This window comes from Bacillus sp. CH_70 (assembly GCF_038007045.1).
Classification (GTDB): domain Bacteria; phylum Bacillota; class Bacilli; order Bacillales; family Bacillaceae_G; genus Bacillus_A; species Bacillus_A cereus.
This window is the reverse complement of record NZ_JBBOWL010000001.1, coordinates 4,905,753-4,919,803: the sequence shown is the minus strand read 5'-3', so window position 1 is coordinate 4,919,803 and position 14,051 is coordinate 4,905,753. Positions and strand designations below refer to the sequence as shown.

Here is a 14,051-nt window from a genome sequence, read left to right as displayed (position 1 = left end):
GGAGCGAGCTAAGTGCGACGGACAACGCGCTATCCTGTTTCAGGAGAAAATTCATTATGGAATGTGTATAAAACAGTGTCTTTTTGGAAGGTAATGAAAAACTTTATTATTATCCAAATTGCGCGTTACACGCCATTTTTATCTGTGAAGAATTGGTTGTACCGTACTTTTTTACGGATGAAAGTAGGAAAGAAAACATCATTTGCGCTTATGGTAATGCCGGATATTATGTTCCCGGAAAAGATAACTGTGGGAGAGAATTCGATTATTGGCTATAATACAACGCTTTTAGCGCATGAATATTTAATTCGTGAATATCGACTTGGGGAAATCGTCATTGGAAATGAAGTGATGATTGGAGCGAATGTAACAATATTACCAGGTGTGAAAATTGGAGACGGTGCGACTGTCTCAGCTGGCACACTTGTTCATAGAGATGTACCGAGCGGTGCTTTCGTAGGTGGAAATCCAATGCGTATTATTTATACGAAAGAGCAAATGACCGCAAGAGAAGGTTCATGGTGAAAATGTAACATTTCTCCTCTTTTTTTATGAATAAAAAGGAAATAATTGAGTATAATATACTGTTTTGTTTTTTACGGAATCGTTTATACTTATAGATAGAAGAATGTGTGAGCGAAGAAAACAAAAAACTGGAGGATATATGGGGAAAAATCAAAGGATATATAAGGAGAACGGACAAGTTATCTCTTTTAATCAATTAGCGGACTTCTTTTATAAAAAAGGGATGAGAGCTTACAAAGGGCAAAAATTGCAAGATGCAATTAAATATTTTCGAAGAGCGGCACAAAGTGAGAAGGAGCCGTTTATTTTATGTCAATTAGCAACAGTATTATCTGAGGCTGGTGAATATCAAGAGTCGAACCAAATATTCTTAAAGTTAGTTAGATCTAATCCAGAACTTGAACAGTGCTATTATTTTATTGCAAATAATTATGCATATATGGGGTTATTTCAACAGGCGAAGAAATATGCGGATCGTTATTTAGAAGTTGCAAAAGAGAAGGAATTCGTAGAAGATACATTAGAACTTCTTGAGATTATGGAAGAAGAAGCAATGGGTGCGGAAGAGATTGAAGATGAAGATGATTTAATTGTTATGCAGGAAGAAGCGAATCGTTATATTCGTAATGGACAATTGGAAGAAGCAATTGCTACATTAGAAATTGTTACGAAAGATTATCCGGAATTTTGGTCAGGTCATAATAATTTAGCCATTGCACATTTTCAATCGGGTAATGTAGACAAAGCACTGAAGTTAACAGAAATGATTTTAGAGAAAAATCCTGGTAATATACATGCGCTTTGTAATACGCTTATTTTTCTATATTCAATTGGAGAGCATAAACAAGTAGAAGCGTTAGCGGGACAGCTAGTTTCGGTATATCCGATTTCATTTGAACATCGTTTGAAACTGGGAACTACACTTGCAACAATTGGTTATTTCGAGCATGCATATAAATGGTTCAAACTATTAAAGCGTCAAGGGTACGAAGGAGACGTTAGTTTTTATTATTGGTTTGCATATTCTGCGTATATGGTGAAAGATCAGCAACTAGCTGAAAAAATGTGGCAACATGTCGTGGAATTGCATCCTGATAAAAAGGGAAAAGAACCGTGGAATGCGCTGAATTTAGCAGATGAAGGACAAAACGTGTTATTTGAAGAATTACGAAAATCATTTCAGCAAAGTGCGACGCTAGAAGAACAAATGCTAGCTTTATATTTAATGAATGAATTGTCAACGCCGGAGAAGGTTGGATTCTTCTTTGATATAACGCAAGCGAAGAACGGTGTTCCCATCGTATCGCAACTTGCAAAGTACTTCTTTTTACTTAATAGTCATAAGAGTATTCCAGCTGATTTACAACAATTTGAGCAGTGCGCGAGAATCGCGGATGCCTTATACAATTATACGAAAAAAGATGATGAATTAATTGAAGAGTGTTTACACTTTTGGTTTTGTACGTTCATACGTTTATATACATCTGGAGACATATTTACAAATGTGTACGGCTGGTCAGCTGCGATTGAATACATTGTACGCGGCGAACAAGGAAATAAAATGACACAGTCGGAGCTTGGAGATGTATATAATGTATCTGTAGCGACTGTCCGAAAGTATGTGCAAGCTGTTAAGCGTACGCATACATAAGATAAGCAAATCATTGGGAAAAAAATGATGCTAACAGTATAATGAGGGTAACTTAATTGTGTAGGAATGGATAGGAGTGAATAGTGTGTCAGAAGAAAAAATTTATGATGTCGTTATTATTGGTGCAGGACCAGCTGGTATGACAGCTGCAGTATATACATCTCGTGCAAATTTAAGCACATTAATGCTTGAGCGTGGTATTCCAGGTGGCCAAATGGCAAACACGGAAGATGTAGAAAACTACCCAGGTTATGAGTCTATTTTAGGACCAGACTTATCAAATAAAATGTTCGAGCATGCGAAGAAATTTGGTGCTGAATATGCATACGGTGATGTGAAAGAAGTCATCGATGGTAAAGAATACAAAACAATTATTGCTGGTAAAAAAGAATATAAAGCACGTGCAATTATCGTTGCAAGCGGTGCAGAGTATAAAAAAATTGGTGTACCGGGTGAAACAGAACTTGGCGGCCGTGGTGTATCATATTGTGCAGTATGTGATGGGGCATTCTTTAAAGGAAAAGAACTTATCGTAATTGGCGGTGGAGATTCTGCTGTTGAAGAGGGTGTGTTCTTAACACGCTTCGCATCAAAAGTAACGATCGTTCACCGTCGTGACACGCTTCGTGCACAGAAAATTTTACAAGACCGTGCTTTCCAAAACGAAAAAGTAGATTTCATTTGGAACCACACTATAAAAGAAATTAACGAAGCAAGCGGTAAAGTAGGAAGTGTAACACTTGTAGACGTAAACAGTGGAGAAGAGAAAGAAGTCAAAACTGACGGCGTATTCGTATACATCGGTATGTTACCATTATCAAAACCATTTGTTGAACTAGGTATTACAAATGAAAATGGTTACCTTGAAACGAACGAACGTATGGAAACTAAAATCCCTGGTATTTTCGCAGCTGGTGATGTTCGTGAAAAAATGCTTCGTCAAATTGTAACAGCAACAGGTGACGGTAGTATTGCAGCACAAAGTGCACAACATTACGTAGAAGAATTATTAGAGGAATTAAAAACTGTATCAGAAAAATAAGGGATAATATACCTTGTGAGAAGAAAGCTACCGACAGGAGCTTTCTTCTTTTTTTGTGTGAAAATGTCAAAGTATTGTCAAAAAATATAAGGATTATAAGCTTTCTTATTGCTATACTGGACTTTACGGAAAAATCACTATAAGAAATGAGGAATTTATTCAGTATGGAATGGCGTAATATATATCGTGGATTTTGTATGGGCGTTAGTGATTTAATTCCTGGTGTGAGCGGCGGTACAATCGCTGTTGTGTTAGGGATTTATGAACAATTGCTTGCGGCAATTAGTGGATTCTTTAGTCGTGAATGGAAAAAACATTTAGGGTTTTTAATTCCACTTGCAGCTGGTGTGGCAGCAGCGTTTTTAACGTTAAGTCATGTTATTAAATATTTACTTGCAAATCATTATGAACCGACTCAATTTTTCTTCCTCGGTTTAATCATTAGTATATTACCGATGTTAATGAGAGAAGCTGATGCAAAGTCGTCGTTTAAAGGTAAGCACATTATTTTATTAATAGTTGCAGCAATTCTTGTTGCGATCACAGCTTTCTTTAAACCAGATAAGGCAGCAGATCCAATTACGACGTTAACAATTTTAAATGCAATTGGTTTATTTTTCGCAGGATGGATGGCTAGTATGGCTATGCTACTTCCTGGGATTAGTGGATCGTTTATTTTATTAATTATTGGTGTGTATCCAACAGCAATTAACGCTTTAACTACACTTAACTTACCTTTAATCGTGGTTATCGGTGCTGGTGTTATGGTTGGATTTGTTGTAAGTAGTAAAGGCATTAGTTTTTTATTAGATCGTTATAAAAGTATGACATTTGCGGCAATTATTGGACTAGTTATCGGTTCGATTGTAATTGTGTTCCCTGGTATTCCAACTGGTGGATTTTCAATTATAAGTTCAATTATTACCTTTATTTTAGGATTTGCGATTGTTACTTATTTCGGTAAGAAATAAGGGCTTTAATCCCCTTGGCGATAAAAATCGTTAAGGGGATTTTTCATGCTATTCATTAAAAGTCTAAGCATTTACATTGCTTGTTATGGAAAGCTTTTTTAAAATTGTTGAGTAGCGTATGCTTAGCGAAAGAGGACTGGCTCCTTCGTTGTAGCAAACTGTTTTTGATAGTATAATGAAAGAAGTATGCAGTGAGAAATTTTACTGCAAGTAGCTGAGGTGAAGAAACATGCAAAGAGTGACAAACTGTGTGTTAATTAGAGATAATGAAGTACTCTTACTCCAAAAACCTCGCCGAAATTGGTGGGTTGCACCAGGCGGGAAAATGGAGCGTGGTGAGACTGTAAGAGATTCCGTTGTTCGCGAATATCGCGAAGAAACAGGTATTTATTTGAAAAACCCAGCGTTAAAGGGGGTCTTCACCTTTGTCATCCAAGAAGGTGATAAAGTTGTTTCTGAATGGATGATGTTCTCCTTTTTAGCGACAGATTTTGCAGGAGAAAACAAACTAGAGAGCGAAGAAGGCATCATTGGTTGGCATACATTTGATAAAATTGATGATTTAGCAATGGCGCCAGGAGATTATCACATTATTGATTATTTAATTAAAGGAAATGGCATAATCTACGGTACATTTGTATATACCCCAGATTTTGAGTTGCTTTCATATCGATTAGATCCGAGTTAAACCGTCAAGGAGAGGATACGATGACAGAGAATAATGATATAAAAATGGTAATTATTACAGGGATGTCTGGAGCTGGAAAAACAGTAGCTTTACAAAGTTTTGAAGATTTAGGATATTTTTGTGTAGATAATTTACCACCGATGTTATTGCCAAAGTTTATTGAGCTTATGGCGGATTCAAAAGGGAAAATGAATAAAGTGGCACTTGGTATTGATTTACGTGGCCGCGAGTTTTTCGAGCATTTATGGGGAGCACTTGATGATTTATCAGAACGTACATGGATTATTCCTCATATTTTATTTTTAGATGCGAAAGATAGTACGCTTGTAACTCGTTATAAAGAAACGAGACGTTCGCATCCACTTGCACCAACTGGTTTGCCGTTAAAGGGAATCGAAGCAGAGCGCAATTTATTAACAGATATGAAGGCACGAGCAAATATTGTGCTTGATACATCGGATTTAAAACCGAAAGAATTACGTGAAAAAATTGTTCACTTGTTCTCAACAGAAACTGAGCAAGCATTTCGTGTAAATGTTATGTCATTTGGATTTAAGTACGGTATTCCAATTGATGCAGATTTAGTATTTGATGTTCGTTTTTTACCAAATCCATATTACATTCCACATATGAAGCCATTAACAGGACTAGATGAAGAAGTTTCTTCGTATGTACTGAAATTTAATGAGACACATAAGTTTTTAGAGAAGTTGACGGATCTGATTACTTTCATGCTGCCTCATTATAAAAGAGAAGGCAAAAGTCAACTTGTAATTGCAATTGGATGTACAGGTGGACAGCATCGTTCTGTTACGCTTACAGAATACCTTGGGAAACATTTGAAACCAGAGTATAGTGTTCATGTATCTCATCGTGATGTGGAGAAGAGAAAGGGCCATTAAGGGATGAAAAAAGAGAGAAAGCCTAAAATTGTCATCATGGGAGGCGGAACTGGACTCTCTGTTTTATTAAGAGGATTAAAGCAATATCCTGTTGATATTACAGCAGTTGTTACAATCGCTGATGATGGTGGCAGTTCGGGTCGATTACGTGATGAGCTAGAAATTCCACCTCCAGGTGACATCCGTAACGTACTTGTTGCGTTATCGGATGTAGAGCCACTGGTGGAAGCTTTATTTCAGCACCGTTTCACAACAGGAGACGGACTGAAAGGTCATGCGTTAGGAAATCTATTGTTGGCAGGTATGACCTCGATTACAGGAGACTTTTTCCATGCAATTACGGAAACAAGTAAAGTATTAAATGTCAGAGGACGTGTATTACCAGCAGCGAATCAAAGTGCGGTACTTCATGCGGAACTTGAAGATGGGGAAATTGTCACAGGTGAATCAAAGATTCCCTATTACGGAAAGAAGATTAATCGTGTCTTTTTAACTCCAGAAGATGTAGAGCCATTGCATGAAACGTTGGCTGAGATTAAACGAGCTGATTTACTTGTTTTCGGGCCAGGAAGTTTGTATACGAGTATATTACCCAACTTAGTTGTTAACAAAATTGGGGACGCTGTTCTTGCTGCAAAGGCGAAGAAGGTATATGTATGTAACGTTATGACACAAGCGGGTGAAACGATGGGATATACTGCTTTTGATCATGTGCAGGCGTTACACGATCATTTAGGGCAACCATTTATCAATACTGCAATTGTAAATAACCGTGAGATTCCTTGTGAATTACGTAAGTTATATGAGGAAGAAATGTCTACACCAGTTGTAGTGGATGAAGAACGTTTTGCTGAAAATAATATTGATGTTATTCAAGAGGGATTAGCGAAGTATGATGATCGTGTTGTAAGGCATGATACGTTAAAGTTAGCTTCGATTTTATATTCATTGTTATAAATGTGCGTTGCCTCGTTTGAGGTGGCGCTCCTCATTCATATAGGACAAGAATTTTGTTCCATAATAATCGTATAAGGAGGTGTTGACTGTGTCATTTGCATCAGAAACAAAGAAAGAGTTGACGAATCTTGAAGTGAAAGAATGCTGTGAGAAAGCAGAATTATCGGCGTTACTTCGAATGAACGGATCGCTTTCTTTTTCAAACCGTCGTCTATCTATCGATATTCAAACAGAAAATGCGGCAATTGCAAGAAGGATTTATACGCTTTTGAAAAAAGGATATGATGTGACGGTAGAATTACTTGTTCGTAAAAAAATGCGATTGAAGAAAAATAATGTATATATCGTAAGGCTTGTTGAAAAGTCTCGCGAAATATTAGCCGATCTTCATATCGTTCGAGATGACTTTTCATTTATTCGAAATATATCACAAGAATTGATTGAGAAGAAGTGTTGTAAACGATCGTATTTACGCGGTGCATTTTTAGCAGGTGGTTCAGTAAATAACCCAGAAACATCATCTTATCATTTAGAGATCTTTTCGTTATATAAGGAACATAATGATGCTATATGTGAACTGATGAACGGATTTGATTTAAATAGTAAGACGTTGGAAAGAAGAAAAGGGTACATTACGTATTTGAAAGAAGCGGAGAAAATTACGGAATTTTTAAATATTATTGGTGCTCATAATGCACTTTTAAGGTTTGAAGATATTCGAATCGTACGTGATATGCGTAATTCCGTAAATCGTTTAGTGAACTGCGAAACAGCTAATTTAAATAAAACAATTGGTGCAGCGCTAAGGCAGATTGAAAATATCCGCTATATTGATGAGACGGTTGGTCTTGATATATTGCCAGATAAACTACAAGAGATTGCGCAACTACGAAGAGATTATCAAGATGTAACATTGAAAGAGTTAGGTGAGATGGTATCCGGGGGGAAAATTAGTAAATCGGGTATTAATCATCGTTTGCGTAAAATCGATGAAATTGCAGAGAAATTACGCGCGGGGGAAACGGTAGCAAAAAAATAAGAGGTTAAAGGGGAAATGGAGCTGTGGTTCAAAAACGAGTTCAGGTTTCATTAAAAAACGGTTTACAAGCACGTCCGGCTGCGTTGTTTGTACAAGAGGCAAATCGCTTTCATGCAGATATCTTTATTGAGAAAGATGGAAAGACAGTAAATGCAAAGAGCATAATGGGGATTATGAGCTTAGCAATTGGAACTGGAAGCATGATAACAATTACAACAGAAGGTTCAGATGCAGAAGAGGCTTTAGAAGCATTAGCTGCATATGTACAATAAAGAGCTATCGCGTATATGCGATAGTTTTTTTTGTTTTGTTGTCTGTGCGAATTAGCGGATAGGGGTATTTAGCTGGTTTGTCCTTGTCGGAGATTGTCGGTAAATCGATATGTTGTGTCGAACCGTTGATATATTAAAAAAATCGTTGATATAATTTGAGTTTTGTTCGATATAATTGCAAAATCGTTGATATATTTAGAGGGATACTGGATGGGTATGTGAGCGGGGAACAATATATAAAAGAAGCGCCCAATTATAGGGCGCTTCCACTTTTAGTTATATCTAGCTCTAGCGGTTAGAATCTCCGGTTGTTTCGCCCCTTCATTCGAGGCAAAAAGCGCCTCGGAATCAGGGGCTCCATCGCCCTGCGATTCTAAACGAGCCGCTTTCGCTTTTAAGTATTAACGATTTGTAAAGATCTTATCGATTAAACCGTATTCTAAAGCTTTTTCAGCTGTCATGAAGTTGTCGCGGTCTGTGTCGCGTTGTAGTACTTCAAGTGGTTGACCAGTGCGGTCAGCAAGAATTTGGTTTAGTTTTTCACGTAAGAATAGGATACGTTTTGCAGCGATTTCGATTTCAGTTGCTTGACCTTGTGCTCCACCAAGTGGTTGGTGAATCATTACTTCACTGTTTGGAAGTGCATAACGTTTTCCTTTTTCACCTGCTGCAAGTAAGAATGCACCCATAGATGCAGCCATACCGATACAGATTGTTGATACTTGTGGCTTAATAAACTGCATTGTATCATAGATTGCCATACCTGCTGTGATAGAACCACCAGGGCTGTTGATGTAGATGTGAATATCTTTTTCTGGATCTTGAGATTCCAAGAATAAAAGCTGGGAAACGATTGAGTTAGCTACGTTGTCATCAATTGCACTACCAAGCATAATGATGCGGTCTTTTAGTAGTCGAGAGTAAATATCGTAAGCGCGTTCTCCACGATTTGTTTGTTCAATTACTGTAGGAATTAAATTCATCTGTTATTTCCTCCTTATAAAGCTTTCTTAGTCTTATAATACAATTATGGTCAATAAAGGTCAAACGAAACCACTTTAAATCAAAAAAATATGTAGTTGTACCATGAAATATTCGCTATGTTTTCGAAATTCCCTGCTTATGTATCTTCAACATCATAACCGAATTACATAAATTTAAACGTTACGAAAATTGGAGAAAAAAGAAAAGAACGCCTTTTAACTGAAGCGTTCTTTCGATAATTAGTCTTTTAAAAGATAGGTTACTTTATTTAAAATCTTTTCGATTTGTTTCGCGTTTTTACTATACATTTCGCTTGCTGATTTCGACTTTGTTTCTAGGGAAAATAGTTCAAGATCAGCATGACATTTTTTTAAAGATGCTAATAATAAAGGTTTGTTTTGAGGAGAAGGCATTTGGAGTTTGTCATTGTAAATGTCGATAGTAAGTTGTCCGTATGAATCGACTTGACCGAGAAAGACATTTTCAATAACAACGCCGAGTTTTTCTAATTCTGAATGTAACCAAGCGCGGTTATGCCCGCTTGCTGAAAGAGGTTCATCTAGTACATTTCCATCCATAATAACAGTTTGTGGTTCTTTTTCATTCGGTACTTTTAAACCGATGTCTTTTGCAGTAAGTGGCTGAGAATCTTTCTTTAATAGTACATTTAATTCTCCACTCGGTTCTAAGACAGCAAATTCGACTTCAGCTACGCTGAACGCACTTTTCCCTCGGAGTAGTTCAAGTAATTCGTCACTCGTATATTTTTCTTTCTTTAAGTTATCTTCGAGTATCTTTCCATCTTTTATTAATACGGTAGATTTCCCTTCAAAGAAATCCCGAGCTGTTTTGTTCTTTAAGGAGAGGATTCCTGTGAAAAAAGGTACCGCAGCGAAAATGAGTATCGCAAAGACGCCGTGGAAAAATTTCGAATCGAGCCCTGTAGATACTTGGGCAGCGATGTCACCGATTGTCATTCCGGCAATGTATTCAAAAAAGGAGAGCTGAGAGATTTGTCTTTTCCCTAACCATTTCGTAATAGCGAATAAAATAATTAATATGAATACAGAGCGAAGAATGACAAGTGTCCATTCCGGCAGGTGAGACATAGTCATTTCCTCCAGTCTACTTAAAACCCTTTATATTGAGGTTCTTCACGTTCTAATACTGAAACTCTATTCTGTAAATCAGCGATGACGTTGTCCATTTCTAACATACATTCATGAAATACGCGTTTGGATTCGTCGTCTTGTGAATTTAATGAAAGAGAGCTTAAACTTGCTTGAGCTCCTCTTACACTAGCAAGGCAAGTTTTTACGCTAGCGATAACAGTCATACAAACACTCCTTATCCTTTCGGTTTAAATAACAATGCACCTATGAAGCCGAAAATAATAGCCGCGGATACGCCGGCGCTCGTTACTTTAAACATGCCAGTAATAACGCCAACGATGCCATGTTTTGCAGCTTCTTCCATTGCGCCATGAACAAGGGCATTACCAAAGCTTGTAATAGGTACAGTTGCCCCGGCCCCAGCGAAGTCAATTAATGGTTCATACAAATTGAATCCATCTAATATTGCTCCGGCAACAACGAGTGTTGCCATTGTATGAGCTGGTGTTAACTTGCCGACATCAAACATAAGTTGTCCGATTACGCATATGAGTCCGCCGATGACGAAAGCCCAGAAAAAAATCATTGCGTTGCACCTCCAAATTCAATCGAAACGGCGTGAGCGATACACGGAATCGTTTCTTCTTGTTGGAATGTAAGTGGAGATAGTAAAGCGCCTGTCGCAACGACAAGTATTTTTTTGAACTCTCCTCTTTTCATTCGGTTTAATAAATGACCGTATACGACTGTTGCGGAACATCCAGGCCCGCTAGCACCAGCTATGACAGGTTGTCCTTCTCTATAAATGATAATTCCGCAATCTTGAAATTGTTCGCTCGTTACTTTCGTTCCGTGTTTATGTAGTAAGTCATAAGCAATTTCGCGTCCTACATGTCCGAGATCGCCTGTTACGATTAAATCGTAGTAAGAGGCATCAATTTGGCGTTCACGTAAATGGGCTTCAATTGTATCAACTGCAGCTGGAGCCATTGCGCCTCCCATATTAAACGGATCCGTTAATCCCATATCAACCACTCGTCCGATTGTTGCAGAGGTTACTCTTGGACCGTGTCCAGTATCGCTTAAAATAGCGGCTCCTGCTCCGGTTACTGTCCACTGTGCAGTAGGCGGCTTTTGTCCACCGTATTCGGTAGGATAGCGGAATTGTTTTTCTACAGCTGTATTATGACTGGATGCACCAGTTAATAAATATTTTGCGCCTTTTGCATTTACAATACTTGCCCCAAGTGCTAAACCTTCCATAGAAGTAGAGCAAGCCCCGAATAATCCGAGATAAGGAGTGCCCAGTGTGCGGCAAGCAAAGCTTGTTGGAGTAATTTGATTAATTAAATCTCCTGCGAGTACGAATTGAATATCATCTTTACGAAGTTCTGCTTTTTCAGTAGCACGACTACAAGCTTCTTCGAATAAAATTTTATGTGCTTTTTCATAGGAATCTTGTCCGAGCCATAAATCTTCATGAAGGATATCGAAGTCTTCTGGAATGTTTCCCTTTGCTTCAAATGGTCCACCGACAACCCCTGTTGAGATAATGACTGGTTTGTTTTCAAATACCCACGTTCGGTGTCCTTGTAACATTTATAGACCTCCCCATTGAACGAGAATCGTTTTAATAAGTGCGATGACAAAAGCTGAAAATACACCAAATAAAATAACAGAACCAGCTAGTTTAAACATATTGCCGCCAACACCAAGGACGAATCCTTCCGTTCGGTGTTCGATACATGCTGCAATAACAGAGTTACCAAATCCAGTAACAGGTACAGCTGTACCAGCACCAGCAAACTGTCCAAAACGATCGTATATACCAAATCCAGTTAGTAACATAGAAATGAAAATAAGAGTTGCGACTGTTGGATTTCCTGCTGAGCGTTCAGTGAAATCAAAATATGTGATGTAAAAAGTAGAAATGAGTTGTCCGATGAAGCAAATAAAACCACCGACGAAAAAGGCTTTTATACAATTTTTTAAGACAGGTCGTTTCGGTTCGCGTTCTTGTTCGAATTTTTTATACTCCTGTTGTACAGGGGTTAAGTTTTTATCTTTACTAGACATTGCAATCCTTCCTTTTCTTTTAAAAAGCGTTAAGTGTTAGACTCCATTTTTTTACCAATGAATTTTAATTGTTTATTAATTTCATCTTTAGATACTTCTTTTTCCTTAATTTTTCTTTCGAGTTTTTCGAGTAACATAAAGATTTTTTTATCTGTACTGACACGAACATCGAAAGTAGGATGCTCATCACTTAGCTGCTTTTGAAGCTTTTTACGAAGAGGTTTTAATCCAAACCTTTCGTGATGCTCAGGTGTAACTGCTATGTAGAGATCTAAATTTGAATTCACTGCTGTGCTTTTTATAATTTCATCCATAGCGAGAGCTCTTTTCTTCGCTCCTTGTGATATAGATTGATTAAAGGATTCCGTACTCGTCTTTGTTAACTTTGGACCTTTTTCTTTCTCCGTTCGTTTTGCTTCTTCTTTCACTTTTTTATCTAAAGGACTATTATCACATCCGGTAAAAGAGCTAAATAGAAGTGCAAATAATGCGGTTATGAGGCCGAGTTTTCGCATAATTATCATTCCATTTCTATTGCAATATGTAATGTGATAGAAAAAGGATGACTGCATATCATCCTTTTTCTATTTCACAGCAAGACTGATTCGTTATTGCTGTGAGTATTGTGGTTCTTCTTGTTGGACTTCTTCAACGCGTGGGTTTAAAGAATCGATAATCGTTTGTGTTTGCTGCGCAGCTGTTTGGAAAAGTTGCTTAGCTTGTTGGTTATCCGTATCAAGAGCGAATCCCTCTAAGCTAGCTTGTGCACTTTTTAATCCAGAAACAGTTTGCTTTAATTTTGTAATTACAGTCATTGAATGAAGCCCCCTTTGGAATATCAATTCAAAGATTATAATTTGTGAGTTGGGGTGAATTTATGATTGGAAAATTTAGGGGTGGAATAGATTTTATATGCTTTTAGCTAAGATGCATAAGGTATTACGGGGATATTTTTATTGATTTAGATGGATTTTATTGCTATTATTATGAGAAGAAAATGAAGTGTTTTCTATAATCATGCGCCCATAGCTCAGTCGGATAGAGCGGTGGTTTCCGGTACCACGTCTGCCGGGGGTTCGAATCCCTCTGGGCGCGTCAAAAAGTCCTAACTTACGTTTTGTAGGTTAGGACTTTTTTATTTATCTCATTATTTGAGGGTTAAACAAAACAAACTGATGGAAGTCTCATTTTATATGTGTACTTTCAAAATGCCTTGTCTCATTGCTTCTGTTAAAGCTTCGGAGCGTGATCCTACTTTTAATTTTTTGAAGATTTTTGTTAGGTTGTATTCTACAGCTCTTGAACTCATGTACAGTTCATCAGCAATTTGTTTATTGCTACTTCCTTTAGAGACGGATTCTAAGATTTCTAATTCTTTTTGTGTAAGAAGAGCGGTTTTATTTTCAAGTTGTTGAGTCGTTATATCGTCTGTACGTAGTTGACGTAATAAAGAAATAGGAAGTAAAGTATATCCATTTACAGCTGCACGAATTGCCATTAATAGCTCTTGCTGAGAAGCTGATTTACTAATAATTCCGCTGATACCAGAGTTTATTAATAAATTAAATTGGGATACGTATTCAAAACCTGTGTATAAAATGATTTTTGCATCTGTTTGAATATGTAATATTTTCTGGGCGAGTTCAATACCACTACAATTGGGCATATTCATATCTAAGAGGTATACGTCAAAAGGTGTAGCGTCACTTTTTATGAGTGCTTCCTGTTCATTTAAAATATATTCTGCTTGCATATCTTCTTCTAATTCAATCATGCTCTTTGTTCCTTCGCCTACAATTTGATGATCATCTACAATTAATACTCGAATCATT

The 14,051-nt window shown here is 37.4% G+C and carries 18 protein-coding genes and 1 tRNA gene; 10 read left to right on the top strand and 9 right to left on the bottom strand.

Annotated elements, in window-relative coordinates:
* Window positions 1-12: 12 nt before the first annotated feature.
* The 9 genes from N2V79_RS25280 to N2V79_RS25240 all read left to right on the top strand — a co-directional run bounded on the left by N2V79_RS25280 (window position 13) and on the right by N2V79_RS25240 (window position 8,047).
* Window positions 13-525 (top strand): acyltransferase, encoded by a 513-nt coding sequence (locus N2V79_RS25280; RefSeq protein WP_001255070.1) that lies wholly within the window; start codon window positions 13-15, stop codon window positions 523-525.
* 139 nt (window positions 526-664) lie between these two features.
* A complete protein-coding gene (locus N2V79_RS25275; protein WP_000517723.1) occupies window positions 665-2,176 on the top strand; it encodes a tetratricopeptide repeat protein in 1,512 nt (503 codons plus the stop codon).
* A gap of 85 nt (window positions 2,177-2,261) precedes the next feature.
* Window positions 2,262-3,218 (top strand): thioredoxin-disulfide reductase, encoded by a 957-nt coding sequence (trxB, locus tag N2V79_RS25270; RefSeq protein WP_001288078.1) that lies wholly within the window; start codon window positions 2,262-2,264, stop codon window positions 3,216-3,218.
* Between the two features lie 164 nt (window positions 3,219-3,382).
* Window positions 3,383-4,189, top strand: coding sequence for an undecaprenyl phosphate translocase family protein (locus N2V79_RS25265; RefSeq protein ID WP_205173030.1), 807 nt, complete (start codon window positions 3,383-3,385; stop codon window positions 4,187-4,189).
* Between the two features lie 229 nt (window positions 4,190-4,418).
* Window positions 4,419-4,877, top strand: a complete 459-nt coding sequence (locus N2V79_RS25260; protein ID WP_001190080.1) for an NUDIX hydrolase — start codon at window positions 4,419-4,421, stop codon at window positions 4,875-4,877.
* Between the two features lie 20 nt (window positions 4,878-4,897).
* Window positions 4,898-5,779, top strand: a complete 882-nt coding sequence (gene rapZ / locus N2V79_RS25255) for an RNase adapter RapZ (RefSeq protein ID WP_000138459.1) — start codon at window positions 4,898-4,900, stop codon at window positions 5,777-5,779.
* Window positions 5,780-5,782: 3 nt separating this feature from the next.
* A complete protein-coding gene (locus tag N2V79_RS25250) occupies window positions 5,783-6,736 on the top strand; it encodes a gluconeogenesis factor YvcK family protein (RefSeq protein WP_000712187.1) in 954 nt (317 codons plus the stop codon).
* An 88-nt stretch (window positions 6,737-6,824) separates the two neighbouring features.
* Complete coding sequence (gene whiA / locus N2V79_RS25245; protein WP_000006566.1) at window positions 6,825-7,775, top strand: DNA-binding protein WhiA; 951 nt, start codon at window positions 6,825-6,827, stop codon at window positions 7,773-7,775.
* 23 nt (window positions 7,776-7,798) lie between these two features.
* Window positions 7,799-8,047, top strand: a complete 249-nt coding sequence (locus N2V79_RS25240) for an HPr family phosphocarrier protein (RefSeq protein ID WP_000250307.1) — start codon at window positions 7,799-7,801, stop codon at window positions 8,045-8,047.
* 401 nt (window positions 8,048-8,448) lie between these two features.
* Here the strand turns inward: N2V79_RS25240 and clpP are convergent, their stop codons facing one another.
* From clpP to N2V79_RS25200, 8 genes are all read right to left on the bottom strand, one after another.
* Window positions 8,449-9,030 (bottom strand): ATP-dependent Clp endopeptidase proteolytic subunit ClpP, encoded by a 582-nt coding sequence (gene clpP / locus N2V79_RS25235; protein ID WP_001049162.1) that lies wholly within the window; start codon window positions 9,028-9,030, stop codon window positions 8,449-8,451.
* A gap of 240 nt (window positions 9,031-9,270) precedes the next feature.
* Window positions 9,271-10,140: a DUF421 domain-containing protein gene (locus tag N2V79_RS25230; RefSeq protein WP_053563375.1), complete on the bottom strand. Its 870-nt coding sequence runs from the start codon at window positions 10,138-10,140 to the stop codon at window positions 9,271-9,273.
* Between the two features lie 20 nt (window positions 10,141-10,160).
* Window positions 10,161-10,367 (bottom strand): DUF1657 domain-containing protein, encoded by a 207-nt coding sequence (locus N2V79_RS25225; protein ID WP_053563376.1) that lies wholly within the window; start codon window positions 10,365-10,367, stop codon window positions 10,161-10,163.
* Between the two features lie 11 nt (window positions 10,368-10,378).
* Window positions 10,379-10,729, bottom strand: a complete 351-nt coding sequence (gene spoVAE, locus N2V79_RS25220; protein WP_000575919.1) for a stage V sporulation protein AE — start codon at window positions 10,727-10,729, stop codon at window positions 10,379-10,381.
* Window positions 10,726-11,742, bottom strand: a complete 1,017-nt coding sequence (gene spoVAD / locus N2V79_RS25215) for a stage V sporulation protein AD (RefSeq protein WP_000938972.1) — start codon at window positions 11,740-11,742, stop codon at window positions 10,726-10,728. The genes spoVAE and spoVAD overlap by 4 nt, the downstream gene beginning before the upstream one ends.
* The gene (spoVAC, locus tag N2V79_RS25210) at window positions 11,743-12,219 is read right to left on the bottom strand and encodes a stage V sporulation protein AC (RefSeq protein WP_000095399.1); all 477 of its coding nucleotides are present in this window, start codon (window positions 12,217-12,219) and stop codon (window positions 11,743-11,745) included.
* A gap of 29 nt (window positions 12,220-12,248) precedes the next feature.
* On the bottom strand, window positions 12,249-12,734 hold the full coding sequence (locus N2V79_RS25205; protein WP_001228545.1) for a YhcN/YlaJ family sporulation lipoprotein: 486 nt from the start codon (window positions 12,732-12,734) through the stop codon (window positions 12,249-12,251).
* Between the two features lie 93 nt (window positions 12,735-12,827).
* Window positions 12,828-13,034, bottom strand: a complete 207-nt coding sequence (locus N2V79_RS25200) for a DUF1657 domain-containing protein (protein ID WP_000216166.1) — start codon at window positions 13,032-13,034, stop codon at window positions 12,828-12,830.
* A 204-nt stretch (window positions 13,035-13,238) separates the two neighbouring features.
* Here N2V79_RS25200 and N2V79_RS25195 point away from each other — a divergent pair.
* Window positions 13,239-13,314: transfer RNA gene (locus N2V79_RS25195), tRNA-Arg, on the top strand.
* 94 nt (window positions 13,315-13,408) lie between these two features.
* Here N2V79_RS25195 and N2V79_RS25190 read toward each other — a convergent pair.
* The gene (locus N2V79_RS25190; RefSeq protein WP_000621765.1) at window positions 13,409-14,050 is read right to left on the bottom strand and encodes a response regulator; all 642 of its coding nucleotides are present in this window, start codon (window positions 14,048-14,050) and stop codon (window positions 13,409-13,411) included.
* Window position 14,051 lies beyond the last annotated feature (1 nt).